Source organism: Vreelandella sp. F11 (genome assembly GCF_042466685.1).
Classification (GTDB): domain Bacteria; phylum Pseudomonadota; class Gammaproteobacteria; order Pseudomonadales; family Halomonadaceae; genus Vreelandella.
In genome coordinates, this window is sequence record NZ_CP170448.1 from 1,040,054 (window position 1) to 1,065,834 (window position 25,781).

At 54.2% G+C, this 25,781-nt stretch carries 8 protein-coding genes; 2 read left to right on the plus strand and 6 right to left on the minus strand.

Translation table 11 applies throughout. From position 1 onward, the window contains the following. Window positions 1–10: 10 nt before the first annotated feature. On the plus strand, window positions 11–16,363 hold the full coding sequence (locus ACFIOZ_RS04740; protein ID WP_386082544.1) for a non-ribosomal peptide synthase/polyketide synthase: 16,353 nt from the start codon (window positions 11–13) through the stop codon (window positions 16,361–16,363). A gap of 211 nt (window positions 16,364–16,574) precedes the next feature. Here the strand turns inward: ACFIOZ_RS04740 and ACFIOZ_RS04745 are convergent, their stop codons facing one another. The 4 genes from ACFIOZ_RS04745 to ACFIOZ_RS04760 form a co-directional block, all read right to left on the minus strand. Continuing rightward, window positions 16,575–17,483 (minus strand): ABC transporter substrate-binding protein, encoded by a 909-nt coding sequence (locus tag ACFIOZ_RS04745; protein ID WP_386082545.1) that lies wholly within the window; start codon window positions 17,481–17,483, stop codon window positions 16,575–16,577. Window positions 17,484–17,575: 92 nt separating this feature from the next. Beyond that, a complete protein-coding gene (locus ACFIOZ_RS04750; RefSeq protein WP_386082546.1) occupies window positions 17,576–19,711 on the minus strand; it encodes a TonB-dependent siderophore receptor in 2,136 nt (711 codons plus the stop codon). Between the two features lie 238 nt (window positions 19,712–19,949). Beyond that, window positions 19,950–20,795: a formyltransferase family protein gene (locus ACFIOZ_RS04755; protein WP_386082547.1), complete on the minus strand. Its 846-nt coding sequence runs from the start codon at window positions 20,793–20,795 to the stop codon at window positions 19,950–19,952. 174 nt (window positions 20,796–20,969) lie between these two features. Further along, window positions 20,970–22,262 carry a lysine N(6)-hydroxylase/L-ornithine N(5)-oxygenase family protein gene (locus ACFIOZ_RS04760; protein ID WP_386082548.1) on the minus strand — a complete coding sequence of 431 codons (1,293 nt, stop codon included), beginning with the start codon at window positions 22,260–22,262 and terminating at the stop codon, window positions 20,970–20,972. A gap of 174 nt (window positions 22,263–22,436) precedes the next feature. Here ACFIOZ_RS04760 and ACFIOZ_RS04765 point away from each other — a divergent pair, with 174 nt between their 5' ends. Continuing rightward, a complete protein-coding gene (locus tag ACFIOZ_RS04765; protein ID WP_386082549.1) occupies window positions 22,437–24,083 on the plus strand; it encodes a cyclic peptide export ABC transporter in 1,647 nt (548 codons plus the stop codon). Here the strand turns inward: ACFIOZ_RS04765 and ACFIOZ_RS04770 are convergent. Both ACFIOZ_RS04770 and ACFIOZ_RS04775 read right to left on the minus strand, forming a co-directional pair. After that, window positions 24,069–24,677, minus strand: a complete 609-nt coding sequence (locus ACFIOZ_RS04770; RefSeq protein WP_386082550.1) for a cytochrome b — start codon at window positions 24,675–24,677, stop codon at window positions 24,069–24,071. The two genes, ACFIOZ_RS04765 and ACFIOZ_RS04770, sit on opposite strands and share 15 nt — an antisense overlap. A 4-nt stretch (window positions 24,678–24,681) precedes the next feature. After that, entirely contained in the window at window positions 24,682–25,614 is a 933-nt protein-coding gene (locus tag ACFIOZ_RS04775; RefSeq protein ID WP_386082551.1) for a siderophore-interacting protein, read from the minus strand. Between the last annotated feature and the right edge of the window lie 167 nt (window positions 25,615–25,781).

Sequence of the window (25,781 nt, forward strand, 5' to 3'; positions counted from 1 at the left end):
GGATTTAGTGATGAAGGAAGTGGCTCATTCACAAGACGCAGCAGCACAAGGTAATGACAGAGAAGGGCAAGATAGAGTGTCTGAAGCAATACGTGAAGATGATGTATTGCCGTTGTCATACTCCCAGCAGCAGCTTTGGTTCCTGCACCGTTATTCTCCGGATATTACCGCCTACAACCAGCCGCGCGCTTACCGGCTTACTGGAAACGTGGAGACAGGGGCGCTAGAAAGCGCTTTTCAAGCACTGATTCAACGCCATAGCGTATTGAGAACACGATTCTTTGAGCGCAACGGTGTACCACACCAGTCTGTGCTCCCCAGCGTCCCTTTTTCTATTCGTAGAGAAGATCTCTCTGAACTGGCGGCACCAGAACAGGACGAAAGGCTGGCGCGTTCTATCCAGAATATCGCGCAGCATGTCTTCGATTTAGGCGCGCCGCCGTTGCTGGTAGCCCGTTTAATCAAGCTGGCGGAAAACAGCTATGTATTAGTTGTTTGTCTTCATCACATTGTCTCGGATGCCTGGTCTAACCGGATCATCGAATCCGATCTGAGTGAAGCCTATCGTCAGGCGCTGGGCCAAGACTGTGATACGCAGCTTCCAAGCCTGCCCGTACAGTATGGTGACTATGTTCTACAGCAACAGAAGAGAGTGGCAACGGGCGAAATTGATAAGGAGCTTAAGTATTGGAATGAGCATCTTGGTGACGATGTCCCGCCGTTAGCAATCTCCACTGACCATGTCTATCCCAAACAGCAAGAATTTCGGGGTGCCACAAAGCGTTTTGTATTGGATAGCAGCCTCGCCAGCTCCCTAAAAGCCTTTTGCCACCAAGAGCGCTTTACTCCTTTCGTGCCACTCTTCGCTGCCTGGCAAGTAGTGCTGGCCCGCTACTGTGGGCAGCAAGACTTCGCTATTGGCGTACCATCGTCAGGTCGCCAGCAAGAGGAGTTTCAGGAGGTCGTTGGCTTCTTCATCACCACACTGCCTTTTCGAGTAAGCGTGAATTCAGCCATGACGCTGGGTGACGTATGTCGGCAGGTCAAAAAAGATGCAGTGGGCTCGCTCAATCATGCTGATATGCCATTGGAGGTCTTGCTCGAACAACGGAAAGTAAAGCGGGATTCCGTTCGTCAGCCCCTATTCCAAGTTATGTTTGGTCTCCAGTTTCGATCTGATGAAGAGCAGCTTCAGTTAGATGATGTGTCTGTCGAACTAATTGATCTTCCTCAGACGAGTGCAAAGTTTGAGCTATCCCTGGATATGTTTATTGAAAAGGAGCAAGTAGTTGGTGCTCTAGAATTCAATACCGCTCTGTTCGATGAACAGACCATCCAACGTTTGATAGGTTACTACCAGAAAGTACTGAAAATTTTATTAGAAAAGCCGGAAACACAGCTCACCTCCATCGAACTACCTGATAACGCGGAAAAAGCATTGCTGCTCGATTGGGGAAGCCACGCAGCAACCGATAATCCGGTCGAGCCCATCCATCACGTGATAGAGCGCCAGGCTGAGGCAACCCCAGAGGCTACGGCATTAGTATTCGAAGATCAGTCGCTCAACTACACCGAACTTAACACCCGTGCCAATCGCTTGGCCCACTATTTAATCGGCCTAGGTGTAAAACCTGAGACCCGGGTGGGTATTGCTATTGAGCGCTCCATTGAGATGGTGGTAGGGCTGCTGGCTATTCTCAAGGCGGGTGGTGCTTATGTGCCACTAGATCCAGATTATCCGAGTGATCGGTTGGCCTATATGGTCAAAGACAGCGGCATCGAGCTATTGCTTACCCAGCAGCATCTTCGCGATGCGTTGCCGGTGGCCGATGGGCTGAACGTCATTGATTTGGATCGGTTGGAGGTTGCTCACCACGCGCCGACCAATCCGAACGTGGCCCTGCACGGCGAAAATCTTGCTTATGTGATCTACACCTCCGGTTCCACCGGGCGCCCCAAGGGCGCCGCCAACCGTCACCATGCACTGACCAATCGCCTACAGTGGATGCAGGAGGTCTATGGGTTAACAACCGACGATGCGGTGCTACAGAAAACGCCATTCAGCTTTGATGTGTCGGTATGGGAGTTCTTCTGGCCGCTGATGCAGGGGGCACGGCTGGTGATGGCGCCACCAGGCGCCCATCGCGAACCGGCACAGTTGGTTGAGCTGATTCGCACCCACAAGATCACCACGCTGCACTTTGTACCATCGATGCTTCAAGCCTTCCTAACCCATGGCGAGGTAGAAGCCTGCACCAGCCTGACACGCTTGGTATGCAGCGGTGAAGCGCTGCCTGCGGAGCTGCAGAATCAGGTATTTGCCCGCTTACCTCAAGTGGCACTCTACAACCTCTATGGCCCCACCGAAGCGGCCATTGATGTTACCCACTGGACGTGCCAAGACGATGGGCACAACCAGGTAGCTATCGGCCAACCGATCGCCGGTATCCGCACTTACGTACTGGATGGGGATCTTAACTTGGCGCCGTCCGGGGTTGCGGGTGAACTCTATCTCGGAGGTATTGGTTTGGCGCGGGGCTATCTGCATCGCCCTGACCTTACCGCAGAACGTTTTGTCGCTGATCCGTTTGCACAGGGCGAGCGCCTCTACCGTACGGGCGATCTGGTGCGCTGGCGGGAGGATGGCCAGCTCGAGTACCTGGGCCGCCTTGATCATCAAGTGAAAATCCGTGGCTTGCGGATCGAGCTAGGTGAGATCGAAGCCGAACTACTCGCTCAGCCGGCGGTTCGCGAGGTAGTGGTGGTCGCCCAGGACGGCCCTGGCGGTTCGAGGCTGGTGGCTTATGTGGTTCCCCAAGCCGACAGTGAACTTGACACCAACTCACTACGTGAAGCGCTGGGTCAAAAGCTACCGGATTATATGGTGCCGGGCGTCGTGGTCACACTCGAGGCACTGCCGCTGAATGCCAACGGCAAGGTAGACCGCAAGGCGCTGCCCGAGCTGGAGTTAGCCAGTGGCATGCACTATGAGCCGCCTCAAGGTGAGGTGGAAGAAGCGCTGGCAGAAATCTGGTCAGAGATACTTGGCGTCAAAAGGGTGGGTCGCCATGACAACTTCTTCGAGCTGGGTGGCGACTCGATTCTCAGCTTGCAAATCGTCTCGCGTATGCTTCAGGCCGGCTGGCGGATTACACCTCGCCAACTGTTCGAACGACAGAGCGTGGCCGAATTAGCGGCGGTAGCCGAGGTGGCGAACGGAACGCAGGCCTTAAGCTTCGGCAGTGCTGAAGGCGAAGTGCCTCTGCTGCCGATCCAGGCCGAGTTCTTTGCCCAGGAGATGCCAAAGCGTCACCACTGGAACCAGGCGGTATTGCTGCGTAGTCGAGAGAGTCTCGACACAATGATCTTATCGCAGGCGCTGGATGCGCTCGTTCGGCATCATGACAGCCTGCGACTGCGCTATTGGCAGGATGTCGACGGTGCCTGGCGGCAGCGTTATGCCTCAGTGGAGGATATCCAAGCACAGGATCTGCTGTGGGTACGACGGGCCAGCGATGCCGAGGAGGTTGAGGCCCTGTGCGAAAACGCCCAGCGTAGCCTGAACCTGACCGAGGGGCCACTGCTGCGAGCGCTGGCTATCGAGATGGGTGATGGTAGCTGGCGACTGCTGCTGGCCATTCATCACCTGGTGGTGGACGGAGTCTCGTGGCGCATCCTGTTCGACAATCTGCAGACGGCGTATTCTCAGGTGCGGGCTGGGCAAACCATTGAGCTGGCGGAAAAGAGCAGCAGCCTGCTGGATTGGGCGAGGGCTTTACAAGGCTATGCCGAGACCCATGGCGATGAACTGAACCATTGGCAGAGCCTGGCCAGCGTGCCCGTCGAACTACCCTGCGACGAACCGCATGGTGAGAATACCAGTGCCTGGCAAACCAGTATTCAACTGCAGTTGGACAAAGAGCAGACCGAGGCGCTTCTCAAGGCGGCACCGGCGGCTTACCGCACCCAGGTTAACGATATCCTGCTGACGGCTCTGGGTAGGGCGTTGTGCGATTGGAGCGGCCACGAACGGATACTGATCGACCTGGAAGGCCACGGTCGAGAGGGCCTGTTCGAGGGAGTCGACCTGTCACGCAGCGTAGGCTGGTTCACCAGCCTGTTCCCTGTGGCGCTGGCACCGCATGGCGAGTTGGGGGAGGCGTTGAAGCGTGTCAAAGAGGGCTTGCGCGAGATACCCAACAAAGGGCTTGGCTATGGAGTCTTCACGGATCTAGGCAATACTGAGCAGCAGCAAGCACTGCGTGCCCTGCCCAAGGCCCGAGTGGTGTTCAACTACCTGGGGCAATTCGATGGCAGCTTCAACGACTCGACACTTTGGGCACCAGCCCAGGAAAGTGCCGGTACCTGTTTCGATGGTGACGCTCCGCAGCAGCACGATTTAGCGATCAACGGCCAAGTCTACGCAGGGCAATTGACCCTTAGCGTACGCTTCAGTAAGGCGCGCTATCGCCATGCCTCCGTGCAGGCCCTGGCCAATCGCTTCCAGCGGGAACTGGAGGCGCTGGTCGATCACTGTAGCGGTGGCGTGCATGGGGCAACGCCTTCGGATTTCCCGCTGGCGTCCATCAGCCAGCAACACCTGGATCGCCTGCCGCTCGAGTTCGACAATCTGGCCGATCTCTACCCGCTGTCGCCTATGCAGCAGGGCATGCTGTTCCATAGCTTGTACGACGTGCATGGCAGTGCCTACCTCAACCAGTTGCGGGTGGATATCGATGGCCTGGAGCCCGCTCGCTTCAAGGCGGCCTGGGAGGCGGTGGTGGCTCGGCACGACATCCTGCGTAGCGGTTTCCTGAGTCAGGACGACACGCCGCTGCAATGGGTCGCCAGGCAGGTCGAATTCCCCTGGTTCGAGGAGGATTGGCGAGCTCGAGAGAACCAAAAAGTGGCACTTAACGACCTGGCCCAAGAGCAACGTCGCGCTATGGATCTATCCAAGCCACCGCTGATGCGTGTGGCCTTGGTGAAAGTTGGCAAGACACGCCACCACTTGATCTGGACCAGTCATCACCTACTGCTGGATGGCTGGAGTGGTGCGCAATTACTAGGGGAAGTGATCCGTCACTATGAAGGCTCCCTCTTACCTGCCCAAGCCGGCCGCTATCGCGATTACATCGAGTGGCTGAAGGAGCGTGATAGCACGGCCAGTGAAGCATTCTGGCGTGAATGTTTAGGACAGGTAGAAGAGCCGACCCGTTTAGCCGATACCTTGCCTGCCTCCTCCGGTTCGGCAACCGAGCCTGGAATATATCGCAGCGAACTTGAAAGCCTTCATGTCGACCGCCTGCAAGAAGTGGCGCGTCACGAGCGAGTGACACTGAATACCGTGCTGCAAGCTGCTTGGGCGCTGCTCTTGAGCCGTTTCATGGGGCAGCAGACGGTCACGTTTGGGGCTACGGTCGCAGGCCGACCCTCAGACCTGAATGGCGCCGATGAGATATTGGGATTGTTCATCAATACCTTGCCGGTCATCACGTCACTGAGACCTGACATGCGCTTGGGCGACTGGCTGCGTGAGTTGCTGGCCGGAAATCTAGCGTCAAGGGAGCACGAACATACGCCGCTTTATGAAATTCAGCGCTGGGCAGGAAATGGCAGTCAAGGATTGTTCGATAATATTGTGGTGTTCGAGAACTTCCCGGTGGATGAGATCCTGCTCGCGTCGGACAAGCGACAGTTGGCATTTTCATCAATTCAAAGCGATAGCGGCAATCACTACCCCCTGACTCTCCGCGTCAAAGTTGAGGGGGGGATAAGCCTAGATTATTTGTATGACACTGATCTCTTGAATGAAACCACGGTTCGGATGTTGGCGCATCAATTCGAATCCATCCTGAAGGATATTCAACAGGGGGATAGCGCTCAAGAAATTCGCCTGTGTGACTTCTTGTCGAAAGAAACGGAAGCCGGGGTGCCGGGAGTGATCCGGCCGTGGCAGGAAACGACTGTGCTGTCTCTTTTGGAACGGGTGGGTTGTGAATCGTCGAACAAATTGGCGGTGAGTGATGATGCGAACCGCTTGACCCATGCCGAACTAGACTCCCCGGCCCAGCGTCTGGCACAGGCAATGGTCGCCCAGGGGGTCGGCCCCGAAGAGCGCATTGCCATCCACGCCGAGCGCTCGTGCGAATACGTACTCGGTATCCTCGCTGTACTCAAAGCGGGGGGAGCCTTCGTACCGCTGGATCCGCAACTGCCAACGGAGCGTTTGGCCTATCAACTGGCCGATAGTGCCGCTCGCTTAATGCTGAGTAGTACGGCTTGCGACTGGAGCGGTGACGTTCCGGTAATGGCGCTGGCGTTTGCCGACGATTCTCCGGCGTCAGTAGAGCACGAACTACCCGTCATCCACCCCCACCAAACGGCCTATGTGATCTATACCTCTGGCTCTACGGGCAAGCCCAAGGGAGTGGCGGTGAGTCACGCTGCTCTAGCCAATTACGTGCAGGGGGTACTAGAGGCGCTGGCGCTACCAGAGGATGCCCGCAATATGGCGATGGTGTCGACGGTGGCGGCGGATCTGGGGCATACGGTACTGTTTGGTGCCTTGTGCACGGGGCGCACTTTGCACCTCATTTCCCCCGAGTGCGCCTTCGACCCGGATGCCTTTGCGGCTTATATGCGTGAACAGCAGGTGGATGTGCTCAAGATAGTGCCTAGCCACATACGTGCGCTGTTGAATGCTGCAACCCCGGCGGATGTACTTCCGAGCGAACGCCTGATCCTGGGCGGCGAAGCGACCGACTGGGCGCTACTGGAGCGTATAGCCGAACTCAAGCCAACCTGCCAGGTGCTTAATCACTACGGCCCTACGGAAACCACGGTCGGTATTCTCACCCAGCAAGCCGACATAGCCGATCGAGCTGCCAGCACACTGCCGATCGGCACGCCGCTGGCCAATGCTCGGGCCTATGTGCTCGACCCCTGGCTTAATCCGGTGCCGAAAGGCGTTGCTGGGGAGCTCTACTTGGGTGGCCCTGGGCTGGCGCAAGGCTATCTACAGCGCCTTGGGCAAACGGCGGAACGTTTCGTCGCCAGCCCCTTCCATGCGGGGGAACGGCTCTATCGCAGCGGTGACCGTGTGCGCCAACTGGCCGACGGTAGCCTGGAGTTCCTTGGCCGTATGGATGACCAGGTCAAGATTCGCGGCTATCGGGTGGAACCGAGCGAAATAGCTGCCCTGTTGCGCGAACAGCCGGGTATTGCAGAAGCTGAAGTAATTGCACGGGAAAACGAAGAAGGCCGCTCGCAACTGTACGCTTATGTGGTGATGACCGCCGGGAGCAACGTTGATGATGCCGCGTTACTCACGCAGCTTGGCGAGCGCGTGCCGGACTATATGGTACCCAGCGCCATGGTACGGTTGGAGGCTCTACCGCTCACCGCCAATGGCAAGCTGGATCGCAAGGCGCTGCCTGAGCCGGTGCAAACCGGCGGTGGTAAAGCCTTTGAAGCTCCCCAGGGAGAAGCAGAGGAGGCGTTGGCAGCGGTCTGGGCCGATGTAATCGGCTGTGAGCAGGTGGGTCGTAATGACAACTTCTTCGAACTGGGTGGCGACTCCATCCTCAGCCTGCAGATCGTCGCGCGCTCGCGTAAGCGTGGCTACAAGGTAACGCCCAAGCAGTTGATGGAAGGGCAGACCGTTGCCGCCGTGGCAGCGATGGCCACGCCCTTGGCGGCTGCCGTACCTAAACAAGCGGTTGCGCCCGATAAGGTGGCCCCCTTCGCACTGCTGCCGGTACAGCGCTGGTTCTTCGAGCAGAACTTCGCCGAGCCACACCATTGGAATCAGTCGTTGATGCTGGAAGCGGCCAGTGATGTAGATGCCGCGCTGCTACGGCGTGCCATTGAGGCAGTGGTCGATCACCATGGTGCCTTGCGGCTGCGCTTTGAGCGCGTTGGCGACAGCTGGCAACAAGCCTATAGCAAGCTAGCCGATGACCTCTTCGAGCACCTCGACTTGAGCGATCATGCGGATCCAACGCAGGCCATCACCCAGGCCGCCGATGCAGCGCAGCGCAGCCTAAGCCTGGTGCGGCCGTTCCGTGCCATCTGGATGGAGCTGGGAGGCGAGCGCGGCGGGCGACTGCTGCTAGTGGCTCACCATCTGGTGGTAGACGGCGTCTCGTGGCGCGTGATTCTCGACGACCTGCAAACGGCCTACACGCAGTTAAGTGCAGCAAAGGCGCTCGATCTGCCACCAGCCACCACCTCGCTTGATGAGTGGGCGCGCGCCCTGGCCGACTACGCCACATCGGAGGCGTTGGCTGAGCAACGCTCCTATTGGGAAGGTCTTGTCAAAGAGCCGGAGCCTAGCCTACCGGCACAGAATCTCCAGGGCAGCAACACCGTTGCCGATACCGCATCACTTGCCGGCAGCTTGTCTACTGAGGCAACCACGCAACTGCTGGGGCCGGTGCATAAGGCCTACCGTACCCAGGTGGATGACCTGCTCCTCACTGCGCTGTCGAGCGCCCTGTGCCAATGGGCGGAGCGAGACAGCGTAATGATCGAGCTGGAAGGCCATGGCCGCGAAGACTTGTTCGATAATCTCGATTTCAGTCGCAGCGTGGGTTGGTTCACCTCGCTCTATCCGGTTCGTCTGACGCCGGGTAATGCGGAACCGGGCTCGAGCCTAAAAGCGATCAAGAACCAGCTTCGCCAAGTGCCCGACAAGGGACTCGGCTACGGCGTGCTGCGCTATTTGAAAGAGGAACCCGCGCTGATGGGCGGAGCCTACCCCCAGGTCACTTTCAATTATCTAGGCCAGTTTGACCGCTCCCTGCAGGACGATTCGGCCTGGCGGCTCGCCAAAGAGAGCGCCGGGCAGCCCCGCGCTGCGCAAAGTGAGCGCCGGACTTGGATTGAGGTGGTGGCCTGGGTTCAGGAGGGCCAACTGCAGTTTGGCTGGCATTACAGTCGTGAGATTCACAGCGAGGCATCGATACATGCCTTGCAAGCAAGCTTCCAAGCGCAACTAGAGGCATTGATCAAGCATTGTGATAGCGGTGTTCGTGGTGCTACGCCATCGGACTTCCCGCTGGCGAGGCTGAGTCAGGCGCAGTTGGACGATTTGCGGTTGGACGTCGCCAATGTTGAAGACATCTATCCACTGGCGCCTATGCAACAAGGTCTGCTATTGCATACCTTGCTCAATCCAGGCTCTGGTATGTACATGATGCAGGATCGCTACCGGTTTGCTTCGCCGATTGATGTCAATGCTTTCGAGAAAGCCTGGCAGCGAGTCGTCGAACGGTATGAGGTGCTACGTACAGGGTTTGTTTGGCGTACCGAAGAGATGCAGTTGCAGGTGGTGTATCGGCAAGTTCCCTCCCCGGTGGAGTATCTCGATTGGCGCGATATCGATGAGCCTGAAGCGGAGCGTCGTTTGGCGGCTCTGTTGCGCAAGGAGCTTGACGATGGTTTTGATCTGGAACAGCCACCGTTGCTCAAAGTGCGTCTTATCCAACTCGCGGATAGCCTTTTTTACGTCGTACAGAGTTTCCACCATATTCTGATGGATGCCTGGTGTCGCTCTCTGCTGCTAACCGATTTTTTCCACTACTACGATGTTTATCTTCTAGGTGCGAGTCACGAACTGGCGCTGCCAAGGCCGTATAGTGATTTTATCGATTGGTTGCAGCAGCAGGATGCCAATGTGCTGCGCGACTATTGGCAACATGAGCTTGAAGGTTTCGATGAGGTAACGCCAATTCCCTTTCTTCAGTCACACGGTTCGCTCGACAGTGTGGCTACCGTGGCTGATGCTTTCTCCTCACTTTCCTTTGACGAAAGTGCAGAATTGCAGAATGTCGCCCGTCAGCATCAATTGACCGTCAATACGATCGTACAAGGGGCGTGGGCACTCCTACTAGGTCGACTTTCCCAATCAAATGATGTCCTGTTTGGCGTAACCGTGGCTGGCCGCCCCCTTGAGATGGAAGGGATACAGGAGACTGTAGGCTTATTTATAAATACAGTTCCGCTACGTGTAACATTACCTTTGCCACAGATGTCGATACTCGATTGGCTGCAGGCGTTACTGGCAAAAAACCTGGAGATGCGTCAATACGAACACTTGCCACTGGTAGACATCCAAGCGCTGGGTACAGTGGCCCGTGGGCGCAGTTTATTTGACAGTCTTTTTGTTTTTGAGAACGCGCCGATAGATGCCAGCTTGACGGGGAAAGGGCAAGACTTCCAGGTGGCAATCAAAGGCAACCGAACGCATACCAACTACCCTTTGACTGTCGTGGTCATGCCAGGCGATAAGTTAACGCTGCAGCTCTCCTACGATGCGCGCAAATTCGAAGGTGCCGACGTTGAGTGCTTGCTCTCGGGATTCCGCCAAGTGCTTTTGCAAATTATCGACAGGCCTGACGCTCCCTATCATGAATTGGAAGCGATGCCAGCAGGCGAGGTGGCAGCACAATTGTCGCAGAGCAGTGGGCAGTCAGTTGCTTATCCCTTTGAGCGAGGCTATATCGACTTGTTCCGCGAGCAAGTACGACAGCATCCACGCCAAGTTGCCGTTCGCCACCAGGGGGAACCACTCACTTATGAACAGCTAGAAGTTATCTCCAATCGCATTGCCCAGGCGCTGCGGCAAGCAGGGGTGAAACCGGATGATGTCGTAGCCCTGCATGCCGAACGCGGCTTGGCGTTACCGAGCATGATTCTGGGTACATTTAAGGCTGGCGGTGCTTATCTAGCGCTGGATACCCGGCTTCCTGATCAGCGTATCGCCGATATGCTGGCGTCCAGCCGGGCATCGGTTCTGGTTGTCACCACTGAGCAGACACCGCATCTCAAAGGTGTGCTTGCATCCATGCCTAACCCGCCGCAGATGTTTGTGTTCGAAGATCTCGTCGTGGCGGAAGGGCTAGAGGGGGATATCACCGTACCGGTGCACCCTGATCAGGCCGCCTATGTCATCTATACCTCCGGTTCCACCGGTGAACCCAAGGGTGTAGTCGTTAGCCATCGTGGCATGCTCAATAACCAGTTGAGCAAGGTTCCCTACCTGGGTCTGTCGGCCAGCGATGTTATTGCCCAGACCGCAGCGCTGAGTTTCGATATCTCCGTCTGGCAAACGCTGGCGGGGCTGTTGTGTGGTGCTTGCATCGAGATCGTGCCTGATGAGATTGCACGCGACCCCAGTGCGTTGCTTTCTTATGTGCGCGACAACGGTATTACGGTGCTGCAAAGCGTTCCCGCCCTGATCCAGGGAATGCTGAACACTGCCCCAGTCGATCTGCCAGCACTGCGCTGGCTGCTACCCACAGGCGAAGCCTCCACCTCCGAGTTAGTGCGCCAATGGTTTGCACGCTATCCGGGGATTCCGTTGGTCAATGCCTATGGCCCTGCTGAATGCGCCGATGACGTATCCCTGCACTTGTTGCGTAGCGACGATGACGAGCACGTAGCCGTGGTGCCAATCGGCAAACCGACCGATAACACCCAGCTACTCGTTCTCGACAACCAGCTGAACCCACTACCAATGGGTGTGTGTGGGGAGCTTTATGTCGCCGGTGTCGGGGTTGGGCGGGGTTACCTGAGCCAGCCGAAACTGACGGCGGAGCGCTTCGTGCCCAATCCGTATGCCGAAGTGCCTGGAGAACGGCTCTATCGGACGGGGGATCTGGCCCGCTATCGCACCGATGGCGTGATTGAATACATCGGACGCACCGATCAGCAGGTCAAGATACGGGGCCAGCGCATCGAGCTGGGTGAGATAGAGTCCCGACTGGTGGAGTGTGACGTTATACGAGAAGCAGTGGTGGTGACCCAGCAAGGGCCGGGTGGGGCACGGTTAGTGGCTTATACCGTCGCTCAGCCACATGAATCGATCGATACGGCAGAGCTACGCGAACGTCTGGGGCAAGTATTGCCCGACTATATGGTGCCAAGTGTAGTGGTGATGCTTGATGCCTTGCCACTAACGCCCAACGGCAAGGTGGATCGTAAGGCATTGCCCGAGCCCGACTTCGCCAGCAGCTCGCAATACGAGCCGCCCCAAGGTGAGACTGAAGAGACGCTAGCAGCGATTTGGAGCGAGGTGCTGGGCGTCGAGCGGGTAGGGCGCCACGACAACTTCTTCGAGTTAGGGGGGCATTCGCTGTTGGCACTGAATGTGCTTGAACGTATGCGAGCTCAAGGTCTGGCATCTCAAGTACGAACGCTGTTCCAGTCGCCCGAATTGGCGGCCTTCGCCAAGGCACTGTCCCTAGAGCCTGATAGGAAAAAGCTGGTTGTGCCGCCCAATAGGATTCCAGAGTATTGTCAGTCGATCCAGCCGGATATGCTGCCACTGATTGATTTGGATATAGATGAAATCAGTCGCATAGAAGATGCAGTGCCAGGCGGAGCGAAAAATATTCAGGATATCTACCCACTGGCGCCCTTGCAGGAGGGCATCCTGTTCCATCATCGGTTGCAGGAAGAGGGTGATACTTATGTACTCCCTTGCCTACTTGGTTTTGATAATCAGGAACGGCTTGCGCAGTTTGTTGCTGGTTTCAATCAACTGATTGCTCGTCACGATATTTTGCGCACTGCAGTGCTCTGGGAAGGGCTTCATGAACCAGTACAAGTGGTGTATCGGCACGCCTCACTAGAGGTGGAGTGGCTGGAACTGGAAGAAACCGGTGTTTTGTGCAGCGTTTCCGAACGACTAAACGCCTATGTTGATCCTAAACATTATCGCATTGAAGTACGCCAAGCCCCGATGGTGCGAGCAATTGCGGCACAAGACGCTGAGCAAGGGCGCTGGTTGTTGCAATTGCCTAGCCACCACCTAGTGTTGGATCACACCACACTCGATCTGCTGGTGGACGAGATTGCTCTCATCCAGCAAGGACGAGAAGACGAGTTGCCCCAACCGCTTCCATTCCGTAATTTCGTGGCGCAGGCAAGGTTGGGTGTAAGTCAGATAGAGCATGAAGCCTTCTTTAGAGAGAAGTTGGGCGATGTTGAGGAGCCTACTGCTCCGTTCGGAATGCTGGACGTCCGTGGCGATGGCAGCGACATAGAGGAAGTGCGCTTGCCGCTGGAGGCGGAATTGGCGCAAAAAGTGCGACAGCAGGCGCAGCGCCATGGTGTTAGCGCGGCCAGCCTTTTTCACCTTGCTTGGGCACAAGTGCTGAGTAAGACGACAGGGCGGGACGACGTGGTATTCGGTACCTTGCTATTTGGCCGCATGCAAGGTGTTGAGGGCGCCGACAGGGCTCTAGGAATGTTCATTAATACGTTACCTATCCGTATCAGGCTAGGTACGAACAGTGTGGCAGACTGCTTACGTCAGACTCATAGCGAGCTGGCTGAATTGCTGCACCATGAGCATGCCAGCCTTGGACTAGCTCAGCGATGTAGCGGAGTGACTGGAGGAGCCCCACTGTTTTCAACCTTGCTGAACTATCGTTACAGTGCTCCGAAAAGGGAAGAGGCAACTAGCCGGGCGTGGAACGGTATGGAGGCATTGGGCAATCGAGGTCGTACTAACTACCCCATTGTGATGTCAGTCGATGATTTTGGCGAAGGCTTCCAATTGGTGGGGCAGGCCATTCGCTCGCTCAGTGCTAAGCGGTTGTGTGGCTACCTGAATATGGCCATTGCTGGCATTGTGGAGAGCTTACAAACGGCACCGCAGTATGCTGTGAATAACATCACTCTGCTAGGGGCAGACGAGCAGTATTTGTTAAGCGAGTGGGGAGAGAATGCTGATCAGTACTCAGATGCTCTATCTATCCCTCAACTGATCGAACGTCAAGCTATGAAGACGCCAGAGGCTACAGCGTTAGTATTTAAAGATCAGTCACTCAGCTACTCCAATCTTAATGCTCGCGCAAACCGCTTGGCACACTATCTAATTGGTCTAGGCGTAAAACCTGAAACCCGTGTCGGTATCGCCATGGAGCGTTCTGTCGAAATGGTGGTGGGGCTGCTGGGGATTCTTAAGGCTGGCGGCGCCTATGTACCGCTGGATCCGGATTACCCGATCGAGCGGTTGGCTTATATTGCCGAAGACAGTGGCATCGAACTACTGCTTACCCAACAGCATCTGCGCGATACGTTGCCGATAGCCAATGGCGCTAGCATCATCGATCTGGATCGGCTGGATGTTACGCACCATGACTCGACAAACACGGCAGTGGTGCTGCACGGTGAACACCTCGCTTATGTCATTTATACCTCAGGCTCTACTGGGAAGCCTAAAGGCGCGGCTATCCGCCATGATGCCTTAACCAATTGTATGGTCTGGATGCAGCAAACCTACCAGCTCAACGATAAGGATGCCGTACTGCACAAGGCCCCCTTCGGTTTTGATGTGTCGGTATGGGAGATTTTCTGGCCGCTGAGTATGGGAGCACGTCTAGTGGTCGCCCAACCGGGTGATCATCGCGATCCTGAGCGCATCATTGAGCTGATCCAGCAGCATAGGGTCACCACGCTCAATTTTGTGCCTTCAATGTTGAAGGCCTTCCTGGCCTATCCTGATGTTAAGGCCAAAACTCGCCTCAAGCATATTATGTGCGGTGGTGAGGCCGTTCCAGCGGCGCTGCAGCAAGATGTGGCTGAGTGCCTTGATGGCGCCAACCTGCATGACCTGTATGGCCCAACCGAAACCACGATTCATGTCACGCACTGGTGGTGCCGTGATGACTCTCAACGCCAGATACCTATTGGGCGGCCCATTAGCGGTACCCGCACCTATGTATTAGATGGCGAACTCAATCTAGTGCCGCAGGGGGTAGCGGGTGAGCTTTACCTGGGCGGGGTAAGTCTGGCTCGTGGGTATCTAAACCGGAGTGATTTAACCGCAGATCGTTTTGTTGCCGATCCGTTTACAGCGGGAGAACGTCTCTACCGTACCGGTGACTTGGTTCGCTGGCGGGAAGATGGTCAGCTCGAGTACTTGGGGCGTCTTGATCACCAAGTGAAGATCCGAGGATTACGCATAGAGCTAGGTGAGATCGAAGCGGAACTGTTATCGCAATCGGAAATTAGCGAGGCAGTGGTGGTGGCCCAAGAAGGCCCCGGCGGCTCGAGGCTGGTGGCTTATGTGGTTCCCCAAGCTGGCATCGATCTCGACACCAGTGAATTACGCGAACGACTGGGTCAACACCTGCCTGATTATATGGTGCCGGGAGTAATAGTCACGCTCGATGCACTGCCGCTGAATGCCAATGGTAAAGTGGAGCGCAAGGCACTGCCTAAACCTTATTTAAAGGAAACCCGCGAGTACGTATTACCTTCAACGCCAGAAGCCCGACAGCTTGCCGAGATATGGCAGGAAGTACTGGGTGTTGAACAGGTCGGAGAAACCGACAACTTCTTCGAATTGGGTGGTGACTCTCTGCTAAGTCTAAAAGTAATGGGCCGTGTACAAGCCCTGCAGGAACCTAAGATCAACTTTAAGCTGTTCGATCTGATGCGGAAGCCGACTATTGCTGATCTGCTGGGAGTGAGGAATCACGCTGAGGTTCTGCCCAAAGGGGCTGTCATGCTCAATGGTGAGTGTCGCACTCAGCCGCCGCTATTCTGCATTCATGCCGTGATGGGAACGGTTTTTGACTATCAACCGTTGGCTCGGCGCTTGCAGGGAGTATGCACGGTTTACGGTCTGTCTTGCCGAATGCTGACCGACCCACAGCATCGAGATTCATCACTTGAAACAATGGCTGATGACTATGTGGAGACGATACGCCGCATACAACCCGTGGGGCCCTATCGGCTATTGGGGTGGTCTCTTGGTGGAGCATTGGCAGCGATGATAGCGGCACGTCTTGAAGGGTTGGGACAAGACGTGAGCCAACTGGCTTTGATAGATCCCTATGTACCTGGCGGTGGTCTGCACAGCGAGGATAGCTGGCAGCGAGATTTTGCTCGCTTCGCATCGGTGGTACTGCCAGGTGTTTCGCTTGAAGCGCTCGATGGTAATGTAAATTGCAGTGAGGAGCCGAGCGAAGAGATGCTAATCATTCAATTGGAGAGGCTAATGGCATCATACGGTGAATATGGTCGTGAAGGGTACGAAGCATTAGGTAGCGAGGAATTAGCTCGGATATTCTATGTTACACGCTATCTAAAATTACTCTCCCTGCAGGTTGATACCTTGCCGACAGTGAACTGTGAAGTGGACTGCTGGTGGGAGGCTGGAAGAGCTTGGGAAGAGCGTCAGGTGCTAGAGGGACAGTTGAATCGAACCCCGAGAACCTCAATTGAGACCCTTAATGATCATTTCTCAATCGTTGGAGATGACGTCCTATTATCACAGATAGAAAAGCAACTAAGTGTAAGTGCTGAACAGCAGCATCAAGAATCTGTGCAGGAGATATCTTAGAAATAAATTTATTGCATTATAATTATAATAGTCCTTCGATAGTGCGCCAGGAATACTTGGCGTGCTATTTTAATGCTAATTATAAAATTATAAGTGTTATGTTTTTATTTTTGTTTTCGGTATGTTGAATAATGTCAGGCTAGTAGTGCGCTTATAGCAACATTCAGCGAGAGCAGTGTGAGTGTCTCTATAGGGGGAAGTGGTTAGCTATTTAGTTAGAATCAAGGGCATTGACTAACGAGTCGGCGAAACGAATTGTAGAGGGGATAGCGCCAAAAACCCAAAAATTAGCATTGAGTAAAGTTGTGTTGTTTTTTTGAACGCTAGGCAGTCGGTTCCATAGGCCGCTTGCCATAATGCCATCTTGAACTGCTTTTCTACTTGGTAAGTGAGAGGCGTCAACAATGACTAGATGTACATCGTAATTAAATAATTCGCTTATACTGATGATTGAAAACTCCCACTGGTTGGTTGGGCCATCCCATGCATTGTCTAACTCAAGCTGGTCAAGAACTGTTCCTGGTAGACTATTTTCTCCGTAAACTCTGACATGCCTTTCGTCAAGAAATTGAATAATTAATAGTGGTGAAGGTATGGAGTTGGAAATTTCTCGAAGTCTGCTAAAGTGCTCCTCCGATTCTGAAATCAAGAAATTAGCCTCTTGTTCTCTTCCTACACGGACACCAATTTCTTTAGTGAATTTTACCATTTTTTCCCAGCTTCTCATTGGGTTGTTATCATAAAGTGAAAGTTGCTCTACAGGCGCTATTCTTGAAAGATCATCCTCTAAGTATATGTATTGAGGTGGTGCTAATATGGTGCTTACATTTATCGTGGAAATAAGTTCTTTGTTAGGCTGGGGAATAGTTCCTATGCTCACAAGGTTTTGAGGGGTAGAGTTTTCACCGACCCAACTTTTATAGTTGTTGACCCCACCCATAGCAACAGGTGTATCTAAAATTTCAAAAAGGGTTTCTGCAATGGCAAAGTCAAGAGTTAATACAGTGCCTTCTTCACTATTTTTTCGTCCGAGAGCAGGGAGCGAAGCCAGTAATATGACTACTGCTAAGAAAACCAGAAATATTATTTTCCGTAATGGCAACGTCAGCCCATAAGACATTATTTAAACCTTATCAGAGTGTTTTTTTAGCAAAAATTGTGTTGAGTAAAGAAAAGCCAGTGTAGGAAGGTATTCTGCACTGGCTTGGAAGGTTAGTATTGATAACGCATGGTTAGCATAAAGTTACGTGGTTCACCGTAATAGTTGTTGCGAGTGTTAGCTCTTAGCGTTTCAAAATATTTTTTATCCGTTAGGTTATTTCCCGTTAGAGCGAAGTCGAGGTGACGGTTAAAACGATATCCAATTAAGCTAGAGAGTATCGTATATCCATCCTGCTCCCATCGTGTTCCCCGGGCTTCTGCATAAATGCTGCTGACATAGTTCAGTCCGGCGCCAACTCTCCATCCTTCGTCGGGGTTGTCGGAAAAGTGGTAACGCGTCCATAATTTTAAATCGTGCTCTGTAGTATCGGTAGAGAAAGCGCGTCCTTCCTGGGTTGGGTCGTTTACGTATTCTGTTTGGGTATAGGCATAGCCTGCTGAAACATCCCAGCGAGGTAAAGGTTGCCCAGTAATTTCTAACTCGAACCCTTCACTTTCAACTTCCCCTTCAGCAACCGAGAAACCAGGGTTATCAAAATCAGTAACGCTACGGTTCTGATCCGTGATACGAAATACAGCAGCATGCCAATTTACCGTGCCGTTTAAGTGTTCGCCTTTCAGTCCCAGTTCAAACTGTTCGCCAGTTCGAGGTTCTAGAAAGTTTCCATCAATGTTTTGTGAACTTTGTGGTTGGAAAATGTCGGTATAGCTGGCATATGCTGAGACATTGTTTTTTATGTCATAGATTAAGCCCGCATAGGGCGTGAACTCACTATTAATCTCAAAATTATTGGAGGAATCTAATCGATCTTCAACTTCCCACCAGCTCATTCGGCCGCCGGCAATAAGTGTTGTATTATCTAGTAAGGAAATTTTTAGCTGGCTATATACGCCTGTCTCTTCTGTTTGTATATCTCTGGTGGTGCTAATGTTAAAGATAGGAAGAGGGGTGTCGGGGTTTGGGGCGGCCAGGTTTCGCTGGATAATTTGAGGATCTCCATAACCCCAAGTTGTTTGCTCTTCGGAAATTTTATGGCTGGCGCCCACCATGACGTTATGTGTTTTTCCAAGAAATGTAAATGGACTAGAAAGGGTTGCATCGACAAAGCTATCCTGGCGCGGATTTATTTGACGCCACTGCGAAATGTCGATGCTGTCTGTATTGGATGTTGGGATGCTTACGCCAGCGGTGCTTTGCTGAGTATCGCTTTCGCGTTCTATGTGGTTTGCAATCAGTCGAAAGTTTCCACCATTATCTAATTGATGTTCTATTTCGGCAAAATAACGTTCAATGCTCTCGTCTTTAATATCCCAAAGAGAGCCATGGTATGTAGATCGATCAATATTTAATAGCTCGCCATTGGCGAGTTGTGGAAGGCCATAATTAGGCCTGGATTCACCTGATTGGTTCATGATGCCGACAGATAAAGTTGTATTCGGAGTGAAATCGTACTCCAAGGTTCCGTAGCCAAGTGTATTCTCGGCGTAAACATGATCAATGAAGCTGCCTTTATCGTCATATACACCGACGAAGCGGCCACGTAGCCTGCCTGATTCGTCGAGTGCGCCGGTGATGTCGACCTCGCCACGATAAGTATCCCAGGAACCATAGGAAAGGGCGGATTGAAAACCAAAGTCCTCTTGGGCGCGCTTACGCACGAGGTTGACGGTTCCACTAGGCTCGCCTGATCCCTGAAGAAGCCCTGAAGGTCCGCGTAAGACTTCTACTCGATCCAGTACCGCAGTATCGAACATGGTATCCGTCACGCCAATCGCACTGTCTATTGGACTACCGTCAAGTAGTAAAGTATCAATCTCAAACCCACGGGATCGGAAGGTTGAAGCTGTAGGGCCATAGCTTCGTTTAGTTATTCCCGTGGTTTGTGACATGACATCGTCAAGTGTCGTCATGTTCTGGTCATTCATTCGTTCACGAGTAACCACGCTGACAGATTGAGGTATTTCCCTAAGAGACTGCTCCTGCTTGCCTATGGTTACTCTACTTGATGTATAAGAGCCCGTATCTTCCGTGGTGGGTTCTGAAATTGCTTCCCCTACCACTCTGACAACTGGCAGGTCAGATGAATCTGAATCAGCATTTTGAGCAAGCACAGCTGCCGACGTGCTGCAGGCAGCCATAGCAATGGCGGCCGTTAGCCACCGCTTGCGGAAAGTGGGTTGGTTCACGAATGTTCTCCTTGCATTGGGTTCATTTTAATTCTTAGTAAATGTTAATTGTTATTGTTTGTATTATGAATATCTGTAGCTCGGTGTCAACTTTGTGTGAGCCTCAGGGAGGGGTAATCCTGAATTCAAATCAAAAAGTGGGGATTGGCTTAAGATTATGGTGCGATGACTTCGTGCTCACCGGTATGGGAGCACGAAGTGTCGTTGCCTGATTTAGTGCTGCGGCTATTCAATTAATTCAGCATGTTGAGGAAGCCGTGATATCGTTTTTTAGAGATTCCAACCCCTCGTGAAGCGTAGGAAAGAGGCTTTTATTGAAGTTTCTCCACCGTAATTCAATGATGGAGTCATCGGGTTCGATATGAGTTTCCAATAGGTCGTAGATGACTTCGCCCGAATCAATCCCACCGTCGACATAATGGAGTGAGGCGCCAGTCTTGTTGATAGCAGGAGCGCTTTCGGTTTCCATTGTCTGCCAGTTGATAACTTTTTTCCCTTGAGCCCCGTACAGTGCATCAAGTGTTGCCGAAGCCCCCCGCCTTTGATAGGGGGAGTCTTGGCGCGTAAGTCCGGGATGGATATTGACTATCTTGCGATAAAAAGGACTATGGGGGCGGATTAGCTCGTCTAGAATGACTAATAGTCCGTCAAGGACGACGACGTCTGCTTCGACTGCCACTAACTTCTCTAGCAAGCTTTTTTCAAAAGTCGACTTCGCAGGGAGTCTATCGGGTGAGTCGCTTGGTAAGCGTCGGTAAGTGGATGGTATAGAGCAAAAGAGGTCGTCAATGTGGTGTCCCTTCACAAAGAGTTCTTGTGGCAATATCCATGGCTTTCCAGGTTGACGACAGAAACCATAGTCTTTGAGTTTCTCTTGGTCTTTTATTGAGCCTTCATCGTCATCATAAATCACTGTTTCCAGAGAGTAGGCATCGCCTAGCGGAGTCTCATTGAGAGATGTCACCAGGTGTTCAAGAGGGGACATCATGTACTGTTTCTCCCCCTTATACTCAATGTGTTGCCCAGCTTTATCGGCTGCAGCATTTCTCAGTGACAGGATATAAGCTAGTTTGAGTTTAGACATGTTTTATCCATGTTTTCGAATAGTAGATGTTAGTTTTAAGGCTCATCAGTCATGCTGACTTAGTGCCTGTGCTTCAACCGAAACGGTATTCAAGAACAGCATCTAGTTGTGACGCCCAGTGGCCAAGAAGTGGCCTGACCATTGGTATGATTTATGAAAGTGAGTTGGTGAAAACTAGGATATAGTAACCTCCTGCTTACAGGGAGAAGGGGCATATAAAGCAGGTGTCTGATCTAGTGCATCACAAATCTCACTTGTCCGTGCCGCCAAAATCGACAGCAGGGTATCGCTTAAACCATGGGTGGGCTCGCAGCTGCCTTGCAGGAAAATAGCCGGTTTGAACTCGGGCTTGGTGTAGAGCTGATAGTGGCGATTGACGGCAAAATCGGGCAGGTAGTCCGCAACGGGGGCCAGTAGCTGTTTATGGGTGTCGCGTACATAGCCGGTGGCTAACACCACGGCATCGTAGCGGGTGATATCCGTATGGCCACTCTCCAAATCGCGCACAAGTAGCTCAACGCCTTCGGTAGTCTCTTCGCTGCCAATGACCTCATGGCGACGGCGGAAGCGGTGGCGGGCCTGGCCGGTCACTTTTTGCTGATAGAACACATCGTAAATTTCCTGAATCAGCGCGAGATCTGGGGCTGAGTAGTTGGTGCTTTTGTACTCTTGCAGCAGCGCTTCCCGCTGGCCGGTGGGGTTGTTGAACACGTAGTCGGTGTATTCGGGATTGAAAATTTCGTTAACGAAGGGGCTATCGTCCGAGGGTTTAAAGGCCCATGCCCGGCTAATCAGATCCACCTGAACGCCTTCGCGGCCATGCAGATCAAGGAATATCTCAGCCGCGCTCTGGCCTGCGCCGATCACCGCGATGCGTTTGGGTGTATCTTGCTTCGCCAACTCTCTGAGGTAGTGGCTGGAATGGAAGACCCGTGGGTCGTCTTTTAGCCCGGCGAAGCATTCAGGCACATTGGGCGCACCACCCACGCTAATTACCAATGAACGGGTCAGCCTTTCCTGCACCGCGCCACTCTCATCCCGTGAGCGAACGCGGAGGTAGACGACCTCGTCGTTATCAGTTTCGGGTAGCACTTCAAACACATCCTCTCCATAGGTGCACTGGTGTTCAAAGTGGCTGGCGGTCCAGCTCAGGTAGTCATTGAACTCGTGGCGGCTGGGGAAGAAGGTCTGCAGATTGATAAAGTCCTGCAAGCGGCCTTTGCTGTGGAGGTAATTGAGGAAGCTGTAACGGCTCCCAGGGTTACGCGGCGTGACCAAGTCTTTGAGGAAGGAGATCTGCATATGGGCATTTTCCAGCAGCATATGCGGGTGCCAGGCAAAGCAGGGCTGGCGCTCAATAAACAAGGCATCCTTCGCTTGCCCTGCCTGGCGCTGTTCGTCGAGCGCAATGGCCAGGGCAATATTGGAGGGGCCGAAGCCGATGCCGATCAAGTCGTGAATATGCATAAGAGTCCTCGTGGCTGACGAGCCAATAAAAAATCACTCCGCCGGAGGGGCGGCGTTACTGGCTTCCTTATCTAAGGACGAATGAGAATAAGGCTTGTTTACATAAAAATTGCTTAACTTTTTGCGTGAGTGGTTCGTCTGTATGGATAGGTGTCGCTTTCCAATGAGGTGAATGTGCTTCCCTATCTGATTCGTCGAACCCGCGGGTTGATGACCGCCGCTGCCCTGGCCAGCATTCTCTCGGGGTTTTTCAGCGTGCTGCTGATTGCCCAAATCAATGCGGCGTTAAACAGCGATGCCGCCAGCCGTGCCAATGCGGCTTGGGGCTTCGCGGGGATTGCTGTGGCCCTAATGGTCTGTCGGATGGTGTCGACGGCGCTGTTTGAGCGGTTGGGGCAGCGGGCGCTGGCTGAGTTACGCAGTTTTGTCGCCCAGTGTGTGGCCGAGACCCCCTTTGCCCGGTTCGAGCGTGTGGGCAGTGCGCGGATCCAGTCGGCGCTCACCGAGCACAGCAATAACGTGGCGGTACTGTTCGTTAGCTTGCCGGTGATTTTGACCAATACGGTCATCGTGGTGGGGTGCTTGGGCTACCTGGCGATGCTCTCATGGCAGGTGTTCCTGTTTGCTTTAGGGGTGATTGGGCTGGGTGCTGTCGGCTACCATCTGGTGCATTTGCGCGCTATTCGTTATCTCCAGAGTGCGTCGTCAGAGCAGGATCGCTTGTTTGGGCATTTCCGCGCGCTGACCGATGGGGCAAAAGAGCTGCGCCTGCACCAGCGCAAGAGCCGGGTCTTTATGGATCAGATACTCGGGGAGTCGGTTGAAGGTGTGCGGCGACTGCGTACCTATGGCATGTCGCTGTTTGTGATCTCGACCAGTTGGGGGCAGTTCCTGATGTACGCCTTTATTGGCCTGGTGCTGTTTGTATTGGCAGGCGATGGGCCTAATCAAACCCAGGTAATGACCGGTTTTGCGCTGGTGTTTGTGTTTATGGTGACGCCCCTGGAAGGGTTGCTGATCAATATTCCGCGGATCAATATGGCGCGGGTAGCCGCTAGCCGAATTGATAACATCACCCGCGAGATGCCCCATGGGCAGGAGAGGCAGGCGTCACCTCAGGTGCCTGATTTTCAACGTCTTGAATTGCGCGACGTCACCCATCAGTACTACCACGAGCAGAGCGATGACTTCTTTGAGCTGGGGCCGATTAATCTGAGCTTTACGCCGGGGGAAGTGGTGTTTCTGGTAGGAGGCAACGGTAGCGGTAAGACCACACTGGCCAAAGTAGTGGTGGGGCTTTACCCGCCGGAAGGTGGCGAGGTATTGCTCAATGGCGAGCGGGTCGAAGCGGACGGCTGGGATGCTTACCGGCAGCTCTTCTCGGTGGTGTTCTCGGACTTCCATCTTTTCGAGCGTCTGTTGGAAGCGCCGCGGGAAGATCTCGATGAAGAGGGCAACCGTCTGCTGGCCAAGTTGCATTTGCAGCACAAGGTGCGCGTTGAGAACGGTGCGTTCACGACCCAGGCACTCTCCCAGGGTCAGCGTAAGCGCTTGGCGCTGGTAGTGGCCTACCTGGAAGATCGCCCGTTTTTGGTGTTTGACGAGTGGGCGGCGGATCAGGACCCGTTATTCAAGGAGGTGTTCTACTGCGAGGTATTGCCCGAGCTAAAACGCATGGGCAAAGCGGTGCTGGTGATTACCCACGATGACCGCTATTTCCACCTCGCGGATCGATTGGTGCGGCTGGAGAGCGGCAAGCTGTTGGCCCCAGAGCAGTCGGCTGACGCTGAGGTGGAGGTGGTACCCTCAGTGGCCACTTGACACCATCCGCGACAACACCTTGTCCTTGAGCCAGAAGCGGTGAATCAGCGCCATCGCGATATGGCCGATGACCAACGCACATAGTAGCCACGAGAGTGGGCCGTGAAGCAGATTGGCGGGGGCGGTCATCCAGGTGATGTCGCGCTCGACTTCGGGCACTAGCTCCATACCGTAAAAGCGCAGCGCCCCGCCACGCCCGTACTGACGCAGAATGGCAAAAGCGGGTAGCCAAATCAGCAGCCCATAAAAGGTGATATGTACAAGGCGCGCCATGCGGCCACCCCATCCAGGCGGCTGCGGAGGACGCTGCTTGCGGTTGACCCATGCCCAGCCAAGTCGCGTCAGGGTTACGATCAGGAGCATAAAACCCAACGAGCCATGAGGCCCGATGCTCGCCAAAAACAGTGTGATCACGTTTTCGCCCATTCCCCGCCAAGCCAGCAACACGGTAAATTGCAGCGTGATCAGTGCGGCGGTCAGCCAGTGCAGCGCACGGCTTATGCGCCCGTAGTGGCGGGGGCTGTCTCGCCAGCCAATAGGTGTTTGAGCAGGCGTGCTGGCGTGATCACTGTTTAATACCGTGCTGTTTGTCATGCCTTTAACCATTGGCTTTGCCCTGGCGCCAGTAGCCCATGCTGGTGACGTACTGTTTGGGTAGCCCGCACTCGTTAACCAGGTAGCGGCGCAGCTTCATGGCGACCTTGGTTTCAGCAGCTATCCAAGCGTAGAAGGGCGCGCTGTCATCCAAGGTGGCGGGTTCCCAGAGTGGGCCGTCCTCATCGTCGCTTGCGTCGTTGCTAGTGGCTGCCGTAGGCACGCCGCCTAGCGCTTGAATTTCCTTATGCAAATCAATATCGCGCACTGCTCTCATCAACAGCTCACCGTGCTGGCAGCCGGGTTCAGCATCACGGGTCAGCCAGTGCAGCTTAGCGGCTTGGGGCAGCAGCTGAACGTCGTCACTGCGGGGCACTTCGAACAGCGCTTCGACCCTGGGTTTGAGCGGCAGGTCATCAAGGGTTTCAAGAATGCCTGCGGCGGCGGGGAGGGCGGTTTCATCGGCGATGATCAGAATACGGCGCACGTCTTGGGGGGGCTTCCACTCGTAACCCAGCTTTGGGCCTTCGGCATTGGCGTCGGGGGCTGTCATGGCCAGGCGGTCGCCGGGGCGGGCGTGCATTGCCCAACGCGAGGCGGGGCCATTGTCGCCGTGGAGCACAAATTCAACGTCTACCTCGGCCTTCTCCGGCCGCAGGGCGCGAATGGTATAGGTGCGCGCAGAGGGCCGCTGGGCATCTGGTAGTGCGCGATAGGCGCCGTACCAGTCGTGCTCTTCCAGCTTGGCGATCTCAAACAGCGGGTCGAGGCTGCCACCGCCTTCGGGAAAGAACAGTTTGACGCGCTGATCCGGGGCGTAGGTCGCCATGTGGCCAACGTCTGGGCCGGTAAAGGTGAACCTGACGAGGGAGGCGCTGACTTGAGTGCGCCGGGCGAGGGTGATATCGAAAAGCTGGTAGCTCGGTTTGGCTGCCATAAGGAGGCTCCGTTACTTGTGCATCAATTAATGAGTCAATTGTAGTGCTAATTATTATCATTTAGAATCGTTGTCAATAATTTAACTATTAACCTCCAGAACGATTAAGGCTTAGACAATGACGCTGCTGCCTATTGCGCCCCGCGTGGCGAGCTGTTCGGTGATCA

Bases quoted from the DNA above. Each gene is read 5' to 3' on its own strand.
- ACFIOZ_RS04740 (WP_386082544.1), top strand. From the start codon at position 11: ATGAAGGAAGTGGCTCATTCACAAGACGCAGCAGCACAAGGTAATGAC.
- ACFIOZ_RS04745 (WP_386082545.1), bottom strand. From the start codon at position 17,483: ATGTCTTATGGGCTGACGTTGCCATTACGGAAAATAATATTTCTGGTT.
- ACFIOZ_RS04755 (WP_386082547.1), bottom strand. From the start codon at position 20,795: ATGTCTAAACTCAAACTAGCTTATATCCTGTCACTGAGAAATGCTGCA.
- ACFIOZ_RS04760 (WP_386082548.1), bottom strand. From the start codon at position 22,262: ATGCATATTCACGACTTGATCGGCATCGGCTTCGGCCCCTCCAATATT.
- ACFIOZ_RS04770 (WP_386082550.1), bottom strand. From the start codon at position 24,677: ATGACAAACAGCACGGTATTAAACAGTGATCACGCCAGCACGCCTGCT.
- ACFIOZ_RS04775 (WP_386082551.1), bottom strand. From the start codon at position 25,614: ATGGCAGCCAAACCGAGCTACCAGCTTTTCGATATCACCCTCGCCCGG.